This is a genomic window from Bifidobacterium callitrichidarum, assembly GCF_003129905.1.
Lineage (GTDB): Bacteria > Actinomycetota > Actinomycetes > Actinomycetales > Bifidobacteriaceae > Bifidobacterium > Bifidobacterium callitrichidarum.
Genome location: NZ_QFFM01000021.1, coordinates 38116 through 55233 on the forward strand (window position 1 = coordinate 38116; position 17118 = coordinate 55233).

A 17118-nucleotide genomic window follows, 5' to 3' on the forward strand; every position below is an offset into this window, starting at 1 on the left:
GCTGACTCCGTCAGCACTGACCTTTCCTCTGGCTCCCCTCTCTGAGGGGAGCTGGCAGCGAAGCTGACTGAGGGGAGCCCTCGGTCAGCCACGAAATGTACAACACTCCACACAACGAAGTAAACAAAGGAGCCATCATGGCAATGGAAAACCCGTTTGAGGGCAAGGAAATCTGGTTCGGCGTCGGCTCGCAGGACCTGTACGGTGAGGAAGCGCTGCGCCAGGTCGCCGCTCACTCCGCCGAAATGGTCGACTACCTGAACGCCACCGGCAAGATCCCGGCCAAGATCGTCCTCAAGCCCACCCTGAAGTCCTCCGACGGCGTCAAGCAGTTCATGGTCGAGGCCTCCGCCAACCCGAACGTCATCGGCGTCATCGCCTGGTGCCACACCTTCTCCCCGGCCAAGATGTGGATCCGCGGCCTCGAAGTGCTGACCAAGCCGCTGCTGCAGCTGGCCACCCAGCACCACAAGGAGATTCCGTGGGAGACCATCGACATGGACTTCATGAACCTGAACCAGGCCGCCCACGGCGACCGTGAGTTCGGTTACATCGTCTCCCGCCTCGGCATCCCGCGCAAGATCGTCGTCGGCCACTACACCGATCCGGAAGTCGCCGAGAAGGTCGGCACCTGGGCCCGCGCCTGCGCCGGCTGGGACGCCTCCAACAACATGAAGGTCATGCGCTGGGGCGACAACATGCGTAACGTCGCCGTCACCGAGGGCGACAAGACCGAGGCCGAGCGCGTGTTCGGCGCCTCCATCAACACCTGGGCCGTCAACGAGCTCGTCGCCGCGTACGACGCCGTCAAGGACGACCAGGTCAAGGAGATCATCGAGGACTACAAGGCCAAGTACGACGTCGACCCGGCCCTGCTGGACGCCAAGTACGACTCCCTGTTCATCGCCGCCAAGGAAGAGGCCGCGATGGTCAACATGATGCGCGCCAACGGCTGCACCGCCGGCGTCGACAACTTCGAGGACCTCGGTGCCCTGCCGCAGCTGCCGGGCGTCGGCCCGCAGCGCTTCCCGTCCGAGTACGGCTGGGGCTTCTCCGCCGAGGGTGACTGGAAGACCGCCGTCCTGGTGCGCATCGGCGCCGTGATGGGCTACGGCCTGCCCGGTGGCGCCTCTCTGATGGAGGACTATTCCTACAACTTCACCGAGGGCAACGAGCTCGACATGGGCTCCCACATGCTCGAGGTCTCCCCGGCCATCGGCACCATCGCCAAGCCGAAGCTGGAGATCCACCCGCTGGGCATCGGCGGCAAGGCCGACCCGGTGCGCCTGGTCTTCTCCGGCGCCCCGAAGAAGGACGCCGTCGTGGTCTCCATGGCCGACGAGCGCGAGCGCTTCCGTTTGCTCATGGACGTCGTGGACGTCGTCGAGCCGCAGGGCTCCCTCAAGGAGCTGCCGTGCGCCCGCGCCGTTTGGAAGCCGCAGCCGTCCCTGAAGACCGCCGTCCAGTGCTGGATCACCGCCGGCGGCTCCCACCACACCTGCATGACCACCTCCGTCGGTCGTGAGGCTTGGGAGGACTTCGCCCGCATCGCCGGTGTTGAGCTCGCCGTCATCGACGAGAACACCACCGCCCGCCAGTTCGAGAAGGAGCTGGAGCTGTCCGAGATGTACCACCGTCTCAACAACCAGCACTGATTTATCGGACGCATCTGCGGCGTTGGATAATCCAATGCGTTGATCGCCATGCAAGGGCCGTTCCGGGAAACCGGGCGGTCCTTTTGCGTTGTAACGGGAAGAGGGCTGAATCCGGTAGTCTCCTGCCGTTGTCATCGGACCAAGGACTGGCCTCCTGACGTCATTGAGTCCCGGATTGCAGATGTCGGCGGGCCAATTGATGGTTGGACGCCGTCGCTGAGCTTCTCATTGACGTTGTGGGGCCAGTTCTTGGCTTTCCGCCGTCGCTGCAACCGTCATCAATGACGTCGGCGGGCAATTGATGGCTGGATGGCGTCGTTAAGCTTTTCATTGATGTCGTGAGGTGAGTTCTTGGCCTTTTGCCGTCGCTGAGATCGTCATGAATGACGTCAAAAGGCCAAGAGCTGGCTTGTTGACATCGCTGAGCAGCATCGGTTCATAGCCCCAAGCGTTCCGATACGAATTCAGAGGCCCACTCGCCCCGGGCCGCGGCTACGAATGCATCGAAAATGGCCTGCGAGCGTACATCCACACGGTGCAGGAATTCAGGATGCCACTGCACGGCCCACAGGAAACGGCTCGCCGGTCGCCACAGCGCCTCGATCACGCCATCGGATGCGGTGGCCATCACTTCCAGGCCCGCCGCCGGCTCCCTCACGGCCTGATGATGGTAGCTGTTCACCGCAATCTCCGACCGCCCGGCGAATAGCGCGGCCAACGGTGTGCCGGGAACCAGAGAAACCGAATGCCCGAACGCATCGTACGGCGGATTCATATGATGCTCGACCGTGCTGGGATGCTGCGCTGGGCAGATCCTGCCACAACGTGCCGCCCAGATATCGGTTGATGAACTGGATGCCGCGGCAAATACCCAGAATCGGCTTGTCCAGCTGCATCACGGCCGGCAGCAGCAGCGATTCCATGCGGTCTCGTTCGGGACTGAGCGCTTCGCTGCGACCGGTATCGGCGGCGATTGCCAAGGCGGGAGCGAGGTTGCCGTTGGATGGGGAATCGGTTTCCGCATCGGGCCGCCCGCCAGCTTCGACGCCGGAACCCACATCAGGTCCCACACCCGGCCCCACATCAGGCCCGCCCGTGAACAGGAATGCATCGAACCGTTCGGCGCATTCCTCCACCACATCCGCGTCATCGGTCAGCGGCAGTATCACCGGAGTGCCGCCCGCCCGCAGCACCGCATCCATGTAACCGGGCAGCATCCACAGGCTGTCCCGGCCGTAATCCATCAACGGCGTCACGGCGATCATCGGTCTATCGGTCATGGTGGCACCTCCATTCCGGCGGCCCGCACCGGGCCTCCAGTCGATTCACAGCGACGTCGCCACTGTACCGGACCGATGTAACCGTCAGATCAGGGGGAGTTTGAGCAGGCAGGTCCACGTGCCCTCCTCGGCGGAAGCGGTGAACTCGCCACCCGCGGATTCCGCCGCCTGCCGGCATCGGGCGATTCCCGTGCCGCCGGTCAGCACCGATGCCAACGGATTACATGCGGCAACGTCAACGCTGTCTTTCGAACCGGCGTCTGGAGAACCATCCGGCAGCGACTGTCCGATTCGTCCGCATCGATTGGAACCGATGCCGTTCGACGCCGACACCGTGGCCAATCCCGGGCCGAGCGTGACCGCGATGCAATAGCCGGCATCCGGATCGGCGTACTTCATCATGTTGCCGACGATTTCATGCAGGATATCCAGCAGTGCGGCCTTGCGCTCATCCGTGCACGTCGAGGATTCCGCGCCGCCGATGATGGTCTCGCCGACCAGCCCGTTCGCGTGCAGCCGTGCGTCGGCGGATTCGCCCAACTCCCGCAATTCGTCCGCCGTAAGCGAGGCGATGCGTGCCGGTGGGACAGACGATGACGCTGTGCCGGCACGTCGGGGCCATGACGGCCTATTCGCTGATGGAGCGACGGCAGGCGTAGGGGCAGCGATCCCGTTGTACATGACACCCTGCGCTGTCTCGGAACCTATTCCGGGGTCGGGTTTAGGTGCGGGCCGGATGCCGGTATGCGAGTCGGTGGTCACCGGGCTGCCGTCTGCATGGTCCAATCCCGCAATCAGCGTGCGTATTTTGGCCAGCGATTCGGTTGCGGTCCGTTCGATGAGGGAGATGGTCTCGGCCTCATCGATGCGTCCGATCGGATTGGCGCGTTCCAGGCCAGAATCATGCATGGGAGCCGATTGCCCGCCGTTCGGCACGCCGATGCCCTCCGACGCATCCGTCTCGCCGTGAGTCTCACGTCGTACCGCATCCGACTCCAATTGCCGGGCCAGCAGCAGGATCGTGGTCAGATCGTTGGCCACCGAATGATGCAGTTGCGTCGCCAATTCCTGATCGGCCAGCTCATGCAGCAGCTCCGCACGTTCCCGTGCCTCGATTTCCTGCCGTTCGCGCCAGCTCATCATCGATCCGAGCCAGAGCGCCACCATCAGGAACGCGGCCGTGGCGCACACGATGGTGAACACCGACGAATCCCACGGATACAGCCATATTCGGGACGCCGTGGCCATCTCGGCAATCACCGCCGCCGCCAATGCCATGCCGGCATGTAGGTAGGTCATGATTGTGACGGCCATCAAGAGACAGAACAGTATCGAAAACGGCGTAGTCTGCGGCACCACGCACCGCGCCGCCCACAGCGCCACGATCGCCCAGCCGCCAACGCTTGGCAGCAGGGCCATGAGCAGACTGCACACGATTGCGAGCAACGCGAACAGCAGCGTGACATCGTTCGCCTCACCAGTCGCGTACAGATATGCGGTCTCGATTGCCGCCGGAATCGCCGCACACGCCAGCAGCAGGCGAGTGCGCGCATCCCAAAGCAAACGTTTGCCCGTGTTCTTGCCGGCTGCGATGTCGGCCGGATTAACGACTCCCATGACTCACATCCTCAGGTATCGGCGGCACAGCGCCACCGCCTCATCGCGGTCGCGCGCATGCAGTTTCTCCCGCACGCGGGCCACCTGCGAGAAGATCGTGCCCTTCGAGATGCCGAGCTCGGAGGCAATCTCCTCGGTGGAACGTCCGTCGGCATATCGCCGCATGATGGCCGATTGCTGTGCGGACAATGCGAACGATCGCGCCGGCTGTCTGTTCGGTTCGTGGGTCGTCCGGAGCTCCGGGCTGGTGGCTTGCGCAGCGGTTTCGGTAAATGGACGACCATTATCCGGAAGGTCGGCGGAGGTGCGTTGGTCAGCTGTTGAATACGATGCAGCATATGTTTCGGGCGATTGCGTTCTCTCCGACTGTGTGCCAACCGGCAGTCCGGCAGCCGAAAGGCCGGCAGTACGTTGGACGGCAAGACGGCGGATGATTCCGGCGATGGTCGTGATGTCGTCTTTGCTGATGACATCGGTCGCACCGGCATCAAGCGCTGCATCCCGGTATACGGCCGGGTCATAGGCGGTCATGCCGATCATCGACAACTCAGGCGCCCAGCGGCGTACAGCCCGGCAAACATCGATGCCGGTCATATCCGTCAACGCCATATCCACCAGCAACACATCCGGCCGATCCTGCGCACGTATGCATCGTTGGATCGCCGCCGCCCCCAATTGCGCGGTCCACAGTATCGCGAACCCCTCGCGGGCGAGCAGCGAACGCAACGCCATCAAGGCCATCGCGTCGTTGTCCACCATCGCGATGGTGATGCGGCCGTTCCTCTGTTCCATAACCCAAGTCTATGGCGCTCGCCGCGCCGCGCCGCAACCCATGTCATGCGGCGCATGTCAGCGGCTATGCTTCTTGGGAAGGCGGGCCATAGTCTGGAACCATCAATCCACCCGATGGTGTCAGACGAACCGATAGGCTTCGTTACCACTAGGCCGGCATGATCCGGCAGGACCCGGCTTCACCGTCGGCCTCCCTGACTGGGATCCGAGGCCGCGGACCGCGCCGATTTTGGCTGAACGGGTCGGCCGGCATCCGGGATGGATTGAATGGCCAAACAACCATCACCCGAGCAAGGAGGCCCGCGATGAACAAGGCAATGCAGGCAATGCAGGCACTGCGCAACCATACGCCCGTGCTCAATGGAAGCCGCGGTCCGGAACGCAATCCGGGGCGTGTAGTCGTCAATCCAAACAATTCGGACAATCCGGATCGCCGCGCCGCGCGCCCGCTCTGGTGGTGGCTGCTGGCGGCGTTCCTGGCGTTCGCGGTGATCGTGACCAGCGCGTTCGTCTGGCAGCGTTCCACGCGCATGACCTCACAGAAGATCTACGACGAACTGGTCGCCCTCGACCCGAACGTCACCGAAGCGCAGCTGGAATCGGACGGCTACGTGTACGGCGGCGAGGCCGTGGCCGGCTGGCACGGATACTCTGACGGTGAGTCGTACCCGTGGTATTTCAATCCGGATCAGAAGCGCATCGACAAGTTCGTCGATGACGTGAAGGCCGGACGCGAATCCGTGCTGAAGCTCGTGGTGCGCGGCACGGGGCCCACGCAGCAGGCCGATGATGCCGCGAACGGCTCCTCGTCCTACGACTCAAGTGGCGTCTCGGTGCGCATCCTCTGGTATGACCCGAACATCAGCGCCGACTGGGCCGAGAAACCAAGCTCCCTCGACCCGGTGACCGTCCATCACGACGGCAAGGGACAGATTCGCGAATGGTGGTGGCGTAAAGGCGAGGTGGTCGTCTCGGATAAGCGGTTCTCGCGCGGCATCGAGCAAACGGACGACCCCAACACCGCCTATGTGCTCAAGCACCAGCCGTCAATCCCGGTCGGCGCTGATGACAAGCAGTCCACCGATACGGGTTCCGGCCAGGCCGGCCAGACCGAGTCCGGCAAGTCGGGCAAATCCGGCAAGTCCGGGCAGGATGACACCATCATCATGGAATACGACGAAGTGCTCTACGCGCTTGGCGGCTGACAATGGCGGAATGACTGTCATATACCCGGATTACCTCGCTGGACATTCCTGAGCGGGGCAATCCGGGTGATCACAACCAGCTATTGCGCCCACTCAGCGCTTGCCGTTGTAGATCTCGCGATCGATCACATCCGCGAACACACGGTTCACGGCCGGGCGCACCACCTTCAGGGACGGCGTCAGGCACTTGTTCTCCTGCGTGAACTGCGTATCTAGCACCACGAACTTGCGCACGGATTCGGCACGGGAGACCGTGGCGTTCGCCTTGTCCACGTACTGCTGGATCTCCTCGCGCACCGCCGCGTTCGTGGCCAGACGGTCCACCGGCGTCTCGACGGACAGGCCGTGCGCGGGCAGCCAGACCGCCAGCGACTCCGGGTCGAGCGTCACGAGCGCGCCGATGAACGGACGCTGGTCGCCCACCACCACGCAGTGCTCCACGATCGGGCACTTGGCGATCTCCTCCTCCAACGGGATGGGGGAGACGTTCTTGCCGCCGGCCGTGATGATGATGTCCTTGATGCGACCGGTGATGGTGATGCGGCCCTCGTCGTCGATTTCCGCAAGGTCACCCGTGCGCAGCCAACCGTCCGCGGTGAACGCCTCCGCGGTCTTCTCCGGCAGGTTGTGGTAGCCACGGAACACGTTCGGGCCCTTGACTTGCAGCTCGCCCTCATCGGAGATGCGGACGGAGGAGCCGGGGGCGGGCTGGCCCACCGTGCCGATCACGTTGTCACTCACGCGCGTGGCGGCGAACGGGGCGGCCGTTTCGGTCATGCCGTAGCCCTGGATCATCGGCAGGCCGATGCCGTTGTAGAAGTGCGCCAGATCAAGCGAAAGTGGGGCGCCGCCGCAGGCCACGTACTTGATGCGCGGGCCCAACGCGCCGCGGACCGTGCGGTAGACCAGCGTCTCGTACTTCGCACGCTCGGCGATCTCCGCGAACGTATGCTTCTCACCGGCCTGCTCCTTGCGGCTCCAGACGCGCGCGGCCTCGGCGGCCTTGAGGAACAGGCGGCCACGGAAGCCCGCACCGGCCTTGTGTGAGGCGGCGTTGTACACTTTCTCGAACACGCGCGGCACGCCCAACAGGTACGTGGGCTCGAAGGAACGCAGGTCCGGCAGCAGCGACTTGGTATCCGGCAGGTAGCCCACCACGCCGTCGTCCGAGGCGATGGAGGCGTACTGGATGAAACGCGCGAAGCAGTGGGCCAGCGGCAGGAACAGCAGCAGACGCGGATGGTCGTCGAGGATCATCTCATGCAGCGCCTGCGAGGCCGCGATGGTGATGGACACGAAGTTCTTGTGCGTCAGTTCCACGCCCTTCGGGGTGCCGGTGGAGCCGGAGGTGTAGACGATGGTGGCCAGGTCGTCGATGTGCACGGTGGCCACGCGCTCGGCCAGCTCCTCGTCGGAGACGGCCACGCCGAAGCCCTCCAGCGCGCCCAGCGCGTTGCCGTCGATCATGAGGATCTGCTTCAGGGACGGGCAGCGGTCCTTCACCGAGTCAAGGCGGTCGAAGCGCTCGCGGTTGTCTGCGATGGCCAGCTTGACCGAGGAATCGTTCATGATGTTCTGGGCTTGGGAGGCAGAGTCGGTGTCGTAGATCGGCACACTCACCGCGCCCACGGCGGCCAGCGCGAAGTCGAGGATGCCCCATTCGAGGCGGGTGGAGGAGAAGATGGTCACCGCGTCACCCTTGGCGATGCCCAGCGCGATCAGGCCTTTGGCCGTGCGGGTCACCAGGTCGTTGAATTCGCCGGTGGTGATGTTCTGCCAGCGTCCGGGGCCGAGTTTCTTGGCGGCGATGACCGTGTCCGCGCCGGTGCGGGCGAGTCGGTCCGTGAGCAGGGAGTAGATGGTCTGGTTGTCGTTGAGGGTGATGGATTCGCCGGGGGTGGTGTATTCGGTGAGCATGGATGCGTGGGTTCCTTAGGGTGTGCGGGGTCGTTCTGTCGTAAGTCTTTCGGGGATGGCTGTTGACGATTTCGGCCATTCTGTCCATGAGGTTACGCGCGCGTAGGGTGGCCGCGCGTTGTGCGTACCGGAGAAGTTGGGGCGCGCGTTTTGTCGGTTGCCTACAAGGATGGCCGGGATGTGGAGGAAGCGGTGCGGATGCGGTGCGGATTCGGGATGGATGCGGCGGGGCCTAGCCCGCGAAGCATACGGAGGGGTAACCCCGAACGGTGTCCCCGATGGTGCCGTGGGTGGCGGCTCTTGATAATGACCCCGAACGATAACGGTTTGGCAACGATTTGCTCTCGGAGTTCATTTTTGGTCATTAAGCCGTCCGATAGGGGGTAGCATATCTTTTCGGCAAGAATCGTGTTAACGCTAACAGCCGGTCGGAAGTAGCTGAATCGTCCGGATGAAACCAAGCGTTGACACCCTTGTAGGCATCGTCGGCGACGCAACGTCACGCCGCGCCACCTGAGAAGAAGAACCCCAGAGAAAACCAAGAAACGCGAGGTCACTGCAGTGAGTCAAGCGACATCGACAAGCGAACCCATCAAGACGGTCGAGGAAGAGGACGAGCACCAGCGCCGCGGTTCCGGCCGTTACATCGTGGGCCTGGCGCTGAGCGCCGGTCTGGCCGGTCTGCTCTACGGATACGACACCGTGTCCATTTCCGGCGCCATCGACTTTCTGCAGTCCAAGTACGCGCTGAGCCCGGCGCTGCAGGGCCTGGTCATCAGCTCCATCATGATCGGTGGCGTAATCGGCGCCGGCTTCTCCGGCTTCCTGTCCGACAAGTACGGCCGCCGCAAGATCCTCATGTTCGGCGGCGCGTTCTTCTTCGTGGCGGCACTGTGGAGCGCCTTCACGTTCAGCCCGTTCACGCTGATCCTGGCTCGCGTGATCGGCGGCATCGGCATCGGCCTGGCAGCCGCGCTCGCCGTGACCTACATCACCGAGTCCGCCCCGACCAACATCCGCGGCGCCCTGACCAGCGCCTACCAGCTGCTGACCATCTCCGGCATCTTCCTGACCAACGTCATCAACTACTTCATTGCCTCCTCCGGCTCCCATGAGTGGGGCATCGACTTCGGCTGGCGCTGGATGCTCGGCATCGGCGCGATTCCGGCCGCCATCTTCGTGGCCGCGCTGTGGTTCTCCCCGGAATCTCCGCGATTCCTGGTTCAGGCCGGCCGCGTGGAGGAAGGTTACAAGGTCCTCGAACGCATCAACGGCTCGGACAAGGCCCGCCGCGACGTGGAGGAGATCCAGCTCCAGATCAAGGCCGAGAAGGAGGCCAACGCCCAGTTCTCCGACCTGTTCAAGCCCGGCCTGCGCAAGGCCCTGCTCATCGGCATCTTCCTGGCCATCTTCAACCAGGCCATCGGCATGAACGCCATCTCCTACTACGGCCCGGTCATGTTCAGCCACATGGGCTTCGGCGGCAACACCGAGTTCTTGGCCTCCTCCCTGGTGGGCGGCATCGAGCTCGTGTTCACCGTGGTGGGCATGTACCTGATCGATACGGCCGGCCGTAAGAAGCTCATGGCCGTGGGTTCCGGCCTCATGGTGCTGTTCGCGCTCGGCATTTCCTTCTCCTACGCGAACAACTACCAGCTGCTCATGCTCATCTTCGTGATGTGCTTCACCTCCTGCTTCGCCTTCTCCATGGGCCCGATTCCGTGGATCATGATCCCGGAGCTGTTCCCCACCTACCTGCGTGGCCGCGCCACCGGTATCTGCACCGTGTTCCTGTGGGCCACCAACTGGGCCATCGGCCAGTTCACCCCGATGATGATCAGCGGCATCGGCGGCATGGGCACCTTCCTGGTGTTCGCCTGCACCAACCTCATCTGCTTCCTCGGCGTGATGACCTTCGTGCCGGAGACCAAGGACAAGACCCTGGAGGAGATCGCCGAGCTGTGGAAGCCGAAGGGCGAGCAGCAGTCCAACGCGCAGCTCGAAGTGGTGCGCGCCACCGCCGACCTCAAGCAGGCCGAGGCGGATATCAAGGCCGCCGAAGCCGAATTGGCTCGCGCCCGCCGTGCCAAGGAACGCGCCATCGCCACTAAGGCCGCCGCGGAGGCGCTTGTCGCCGCGCAGAAGCGCCGGTAGTCGTACGCGATTACCGCTTGGCTGATCGGTTTCAGCTGAGTTGATTGGTTCGGGCCAGAGCCCCCGTTCGGGAGCCCGGCCCGAATTCGTCTGGCGTGTGCCCGCTGTTTCCGCTACGGTGACAAGCAGTCATCGTGTATGCAAGAGGGGGAAACGACAGGCATGTTCGATAAACGATTGTTCGCCATCACGCCGGGGCTCGGCCGTCTGGTGGCCGGCAAAGTGGCGCTCATGTGGGTGAGTCTGCTGGCCAACATCGGCTTCATGCTCTCGCTGGTCATGCTGCTGCAGGGGTTGCTGGCTGCCGCGGCACCGGACATCTCCCACTGCGACGATACCTCGCCGGACGTGATCTGCCCCACGCCGCTCGCCGATGTCTCTGGATCCGCCGTGCTGCCGATGGCCGGCGACCTCGCGATCTACGTCCTGCTTGCGCTGTTGTGCGCCGCCGTACGATACCTCGCCACCACCCACGCCACCAGACTCGGCACCGAAGCCGCCGAACGGGTCAAGCTCGCCCTGCGCTCCAGGCTCTACCGCAAGATGCTGGCCCTCGGCCCGTCCTACAAGTCCCGCGTGACCACCGCGGACGTCATCCAATCCGCCGGCGAGGGCGTCGAGCAGATCCAAAGCTTCTTCGAGCTGTTCCTTCCGCAGCTCTTCTACGCCGTCCTCGCGCCTATCACGCTGTTCGCGGTCATCGCGCCGATAGACATGCCCTCGTCGCTCACCATGCTGCTGTGTGCGCCGCTCATCATCATCGTCACCGGCATGGTCTCCATGACCGCCGCCCGCGCCTTCAAGAAATACTGGGGCCGGTACACGGACATGGGTGCCGCCTTCCTGGACAACCTGCAGGGCCTCGAGACGCTGAAGAACTTCGACGCGGACGACCGAGCCGCCGCCGAAATGGACGAGAAGGCCGAAGGCTTCCGTGTCATGACCATGCGCGTGCTGCAGATCCAGCTGCGTTCGCTCACCGCCATGGACGTGGTGGCGTACGGCGGCGCCGCGGCCGGCATCGGCGTGGCCCTGTGGCGCTTCGCCCACGCGCCCGTGTTCGCGGCCGGCTGGTCCCCGGCGATGATGGCCGACCAGCTGCCCGGGCCGCTCGCGTACGTGGCCTACGGCCTGCAGTACCTGATGCCGTTCGGCGCGGGATTCCCGCTGACTCTGGCCGGACTGCTGTTCATCATCCTGCTATCCGCCGAGTTCTTCATTCCGATGCGTCAGCTTGGCTCGTTCTTCCACGTGGCCATGAACGGCATGACCTCCACCAAGCGCATCTTCGCACTGCTTGACGTACCCGAACCCGCCCGTGGCAGGGCCGCGCTGCCGGCCTCCGACAACGCCCCTGAAGTCCGATTCGACAAGGTGGGCTTCTCCTACGATGACGGTACCGAAGCACTGTCCGACGTGACCTTCACCGCGCAACCGGACCGGTTCACCGCCATCGTCGGCGTCTCCGGATCCGGCAAATCCACGGCCGCCGCGCTCTTGGCCGGCTCGCTCATCGGCTACCGTGGGTCGCTCATGCTGGGCGGCGTGGAGGTCCATGACCTGTCCGGCGAGGCGCTGGCCGGTGCGGTCACGTTGATCGGCGCGCGCAGTCACCTGTTCGCCGGAACGTTGCGCGAGAACCTGATGATGGCGTTGCCGGTGGGGGAGGGGAACGATTCCGCCGGTGCCGTGGCCGCGACGAACGTCGGCGGTGCCGCTTCGGCCAGCCCGACGGGTTCCGCCGACACGACCGGCTCGACTTCCCGGACCGCGGACGACCGGCTGTGGTCCGCGCTCGAGCAGGCCCGCATCGCCGATTTCGTGCGCTCCCAGCCGGCCGGTCTCGACATGGTTATCGAACCGGACGCCGCGAACCTGTCCGGCGGCCAGCGCCAGCGCATCGCCATCGCCCGTGCGCTTCTGCACGACTCCCCGGTGTTCGTCTTCGATGAGGCCACCAGCAGCGTGGACGTGGAATCCGAGGCGATGATCCTCGACACCATCCGCGAACTCGCGGCGGCCCATGGCAAAACGGTCATCATGATCACCCACCGCATGGTCAACGCCGAACATGCCGACCAGGTGGTGGTCCTCGAACACGGCCACTCCATCGAAACCGGCACGCACGCCGAACTCATGGCCGCCGGCGGCCGGTACGCCGAACTTTTCACCACCCAGGCCGACATCGAACGATTTGACGGACAGGTTGCAGGCGCTATCGCGGCAACCGTCACTGTCAAGACGGGTACCAATAACGCCGCTGCTCCCGCTGGTTCAACGCATGCCGGTACGTCGGCCGCGCACGGCAAAACGACGGCCAGCCAGGAGCCTGCGCCGGCCGCCTCCCGACTCACCACCTGGCAGGTCGTCGGCCGCCTCCTCAAGGAAGCCAGCCCGCTGGCGCGGCTCATGGTCGCGGCCTCCGTCTCCGGCTCCATCGGGCATCTCGCGGCCACGTTCCTGCCGGTCTTCGGCATCGTGGCAGGCTTCGCGCTCGCCGGTCATCCGGTATGGGGCATGGGCGTGGGCCCGGCGCTCGCCGGCGTGATCGTATGCGCGCTGCTGCGCGGCGTCACACGCTACGTGGAGCAGTACCTCAACCACAACGTGGCCTTCCACCTGCTCGCGCTCTTCCGCTCCAAGGCCTTCGCCTCGCTGCGCAGGCTCGCCCCGGCCAAGCTCGCCGGCAAGGGTAAGGGCGACCTCATCGCCATGCTCACCACGGACGTGGAGCTGCTGGAGATCTTCTTCGCGCACACCATCAGCCCGGTGGCCATCGCCGTGACCACCACCGTCGTCTACGCGGCCGTCATCGCCACGCTCAACCCGTGGATGGCACTCATGCTCATCGCCGCGCACCTGATCATCGGCGTGATCGTGCCGAAGTTCTTCGCCACCGGCGTGCACAACCTCGGTCCGGCCATCCGCGGTGCCGCAGGCAAACTGGATGACGTGATGCTGGACGACATGCGCGGTCTGGACGAGATCATCCGCTTCGGCCGCGGCGAGGAGCGCGCACGGGCCATCGAGGACCGTACGCGCGCCCTGTGGCGCGATCATGCGAAGCTGAGCAGCGTCAACGGCCGGTTCGCCGGCATCGGCGGGTTGCTGGTGTTCCTGCTGATGGGTGCCGCCACCATACTGGCGATGAAACTCGCCGCCGCGAAGCCGCTTGACATCCCCGCACTGGTGACCGCCTTCGTGCTGCTCGTCAGCTCATTCGGCCCCACGCTCGCCCTGAGTGCCCTGCCCGCGAACCTCACGCAAACGTTCGCCGCCGCCCGCCGACTGTTCGGCATCATGGACGAGACCCCGGCCGTCACCGAAACCGGCACTGCCACCCCTGAATACGATGGCATGCGGTTGGATCATGTGACGTTCGCCTACCCGGCCGCCGCCGGTGCCACCACCGCTGCTCCGATTCTCACCGGTTTCGGCCTCGACATCCCACGCCATGGCATCCTCGGCGTGCAGGGCCCGTCCGGCCGCGGCAAGTCCACGATGCTCAAGCTCCTCATGCGGTATTGGGATCCGCAGTCCGGTGCGATTACGATGTCCGGTACGCCGCTGTCCGCAATCGACGCGCACCATCGCCGCCGCATCCAAGCGATGATGAGTCAGGAAACCCACCTGTTCGACGGCACGATCCGCGACAACCTGCTCATCGCCCTGCCGGAATCGGATATCGAGGCGGCCCAGCCTGACGCTCTCGACGCTAGGCTGCGCGAGGCGCTGTCCAAGGCTTCGGTGCTTGACCTCATCGATTCATTGCCCGATGGCCTCGCCACGCAGGTAGGAGAGCTCGGCGATCGCCTTTCGGAAGGCGAACGCCAGCGCATCGGACTGGCCCGCGTGTTCCTGCGTCAGGCCGACCTCATCCTCTTCGACGAGCCGACCAGCCGCCTCGACGCCCTCAACGAGGCGATCATCCTGCGTTCCATCCGAGGGGCCGCCAGCGAACATGGTACCGCCGTGGTCCTGGTCTCCCACCGCGAATCCGCCATGCGCATCGCGGACGACGTGCTCAGTCTGTAAATATCACGCCTTGATGAGGGCGTCGAGCGAGTCCAGGGCCTCATCGATGGCCCGGGCTTCGCGGGCGTCCTCCGCCTCGTGGTAGGTACGCTCGTCAAAGGGTTCCTCGCGTGCAGAGGGCAGCAGTACGCCGCGCGCCGCATCGGCATCGTGGAAACGTTCCACCGACGATATCGACGTTGGCTTCAGACCCTTCGGCCGGCTTTCGTCGGAACGGTTTGCGGTACCGGAACGGCGTCCGACCAGTTCGGACAGATCGGCGGGCAGCGAGTCGACCAAGGCGTCCACCGCGGCCCGTGCCGCTGCTTCGGCGGCAGCCTCGTCCAGCATCGGCGCGTGGCCTTCATGGGATGCGTCGCCGTCTGCCGTGCTGTCGCCGACCTCCTCGGTACCGTCCGTCTGCGAAGCATGCTGTGCGGCGGCGGAAGCGGTCGCCTGCGCAATCGCCTGCGCGATGCGTTCGGACGCCTCCTGCACGGCACGGGTGACCTCATCCGTGATGACCACGGAGTTGAGCGCCCGCAGCAGCCCGGAATCATGCTGGGTGGACTGGCCTGATTCGTGTTCCCGGCCTTCTCGGGCCTCGGTATCGGCAGCGCCGTTCCGCTTGGCATTTCCGGTGCCCTTATCGGCCCCGGACGACTGCCGCATTGCGGTCTTGCGTGCCTCTTCCGCCGCCTTCTCCGCCGTTTGTTCGGCGGCCAGACGCTCCTCCTCGGCCTTCTCGGCCGCTTCGAGATCGAAGACCTTCTGCTGTGCCTCGACGCGCGCACGCTGGGCCGCGGCCATGATGCCCAGCGCCTGCTGACGCTCGTTCTCCACACGTCGCAACGTGGCTTCGGCATGGCGGATGTTCGCGTTGGCCGAGCTCAGCGTGTACTTCGCGGCCGCCAACTTGGTCTTCGGCTGCCACAGATGCTCGATCTCCTCCAACGTGCGACCCATCGTCTCCGGCACCAACGTGATGATGCCAAGCAGGCAAACCAGGTTCAGGACACCGAACAGCGCGAACGAAACGCCGCCACCCAGTCCATCGATCATCAGCGGCGTGAACTGCGCGATGACCCAATTGGCGAACAGCAGGCACATCACGCACAGGCCGGTCGCACGTCCACGCAGATACGTGGGGAACAGCTCGGGGATGACGATCCACGGAATCGGACCCATCGAGAAGGCGAACGAGACGGTGAACGCCATCACGAACACGAGTGCGAGCAGCGAGCTGTCCAGCATATAGGCGATGGAGATGCACAGTGCGAACACGCACATCATGCCGGTGCCCACTTCCATGAGCCGTTTGCGGCCGAAGGTGTCGATGAGGTACATGCCCACCACGGTGGCCACCAGTTCCACGCCGCCTACGCTTGCGGCCGTGAGGAATTCGGTGTCGCCGCCGAAGCCGAGCTTGGCGAACATGACCGGGCCGTAGTAGGAGATGGCGCTCATGCCGACGAACTGGTTGAACACCGCCAGGAAGATGCCGATGGCCAGCGCGCGACGCAGACCAGGGCGGAACAGGTCGTGGAATTCGCTCGACATCTCGTTTTCCAGCTTGACCGATGCGCGGATGTCGTCGGTACGCAAGCGGGCGCGCTCGGTGCCGAGGATGTGCTCGAGCACCGCGAAGCCCTCGTCGGTCTTACCGACCTGGATGAGGAACCGGGGACTTTCGGGCGCGCGGGTCATCGCCAGCAGGAACGCGGCGGCCGGAATCGCGCCGAGCCCCAGCATCCAACGCCAGCCGGTGCTGATGTCCCAGCTGCTCGATCCGTAGGATGCGATGATGTAGTTGATGACGTTGGTCAGGAAGATGCCGCACACCGCGAGCAGCTGGTAGGAGAAGGACAGCAGTCCGCGGATGCTTGTGGGGGCCGATTCAGTGATGTAGGTGACGGCCAGCGCCGAGGTCAGGCCGATGCCGTAGCCGCCGACCACGCGCGCCACGATGAGGTCGATGGGGCCGAAGGTCAGCGCGCTCCAGATGGCCGCGACGAAGAAGAACGCGCCGCCGATGATGAGGATCCGACGCCGGCCGAACCGATCGGACAGGAAACCGGCGGTCGCCGCGCCGATGACGGCGCCAAGCATGATGGAGGAGATCACGAGTCCCTCCATCAGCGTGCTGAGCCCATACCGGAAACGCAGGAACTCGATGGCACCGGAGATGGACACCGTGTCGTAACCGTACAACAGGCCCGCAAGGCCGGCGCTCAACGCCAGACCGAAGGTATATTTGCCCGACCCTTGGGCACGAATGGTCGTTCCCAAAGGATTCCGCTGTTTTTTGGCAGCTTGAAACAGGCCCGCCATGCGCTCTCTTCCTCTCAACCGCAACAAGGGGGTACCTGACCATCATAGACATCGGGGGAGTGGGAGGCCAGAGGATCGACGTGCCTCACGTTTTTTGAGCGCGTAGGGTGTGGTGGTGCCTCATCGGGAATGAGCGCGAACGGTATCGGTCCT

At 64.5% G+C, this 17118-nt stretch carries 8 protein-coding genes and 1 pseudogene; 4 read left to right on the top strand and 5 right to left on the bottom strand.

Annotated features, from left to right (window positions below; all coding sequences use genetic code 11):
- Positions 1-137 precede the first annotated feature (137 nt).
- Positions 138-1655, top strand: coding sequence for an L-arabinose isomerase (araA, locus tag DF196_RS09810; RefSeq protein ID WP_109057650.1), 1518 nt, complete (start codon positions 138-140; stop codon positions 1653-1655).
- Between the two features lie 436 nt (positions 1656-2091).
- Here araA and DF196_RS14125 read toward each other — a convergent pair.
- The 3 genes and pseudogenes from DF196_RS14125 to DF196_RS09825 form a co-directional block, all read right to left on the bottom strand.
- Positions 2092-2935 (bottom strand): annotated as a pseudogene (locus DF196_RS14125) (gamma-glutamyl-gamma-aminobutyrate hydrolase family protein).
- 84 nt (positions 2936-3019) lie between these two features.
- Positions 3020-4552, bottom strand: coding sequence for a hypothetical protein (locus tag DF196_RS09820; RefSeq protein ID WP_109057651.1), 1533 nt, complete (start codon positions 4550-4552; stop codon positions 3020-3022).
- A 3-nt stretch (positions 4553-4555) separates the two neighbouring features.
- On the bottom strand, positions 4556-5311 hold the full coding sequence (locus DF196_RS09825) for a response regulator transcription factor (RefSeq protein ID WP_158276311.1): 756 nt from the start codon (positions 5309-5311) through the stop codon (positions 4556-4558).
- Positions 5312-5649: 338 nt separating this feature from the next.
- On the opposite strand from DF196_RS09825, the gene DF196_RS09830 reads away from it, so the two are divergent.
- Positions 5650-6549, top strand: a complete 900-nt coding sequence (locus DF196_RS09830; protein ID WP_109057653.1) for a hypothetical protein — start codon at positions 5650-5652, stop codon at positions 6547-6549.
- A gap of 93 nt (positions 6550-6642) precedes the next feature.
- Here DF196_RS09830 and DF196_RS09835 read toward each other — a convergent pair whose 3' ends face one another.
- Positions 6643-8466, bottom strand: coding sequence for an AMP-dependent synthetase/ligase (locus DF196_RS09835; RefSeq protein ID WP_109057654.1), 1824 nt, complete (start codon positions 8464-8466; stop codon positions 6643-6645).
- Between the two features lie 513 nt (positions 8467-8979).
- On the opposite strand from DF196_RS09835, the gene DF196_RS09840 reads away from it, so the two are divergent.
- Positions 8980-10620 carry a sugar porter family MFS transporter gene (locus tag DF196_RS09840; RefSeq protein WP_109057655.1) on the top strand — a complete coding sequence of 547 codons (1641 nt, stop codon included), beginning with the start codon at positions 8980-8982 and terminating at the stop codon, positions 10618-10620.
- 162 nt (positions 10621-10782) lie between these two features.
- Entirely contained in the window at positions 10783-14655 is a 3873-nt protein-coding gene (locus DF196_RS09845) for a thiol reductant ABC exporter subunit CydD/CydC (protein ID WP_109057656.1), read from the top strand.
- 3 nt (positions 14656-14658) lie between these two features.
- On the opposite strand, the gene DF196_RS09850 is transcribed toward DF196_RS09845, so the two are convergent.
- A complete protein-coding gene (locus DF196_RS09850) occupies positions 14659-16923 on the bottom strand; it encodes a sugar porter family MFS transporter (RefSeq protein ID WP_241519683.1) in 2265 nt (754 codons plus the stop codon).
- Between the last annotated feature and the right edge of the window lie 195 nt (positions 16924-17118).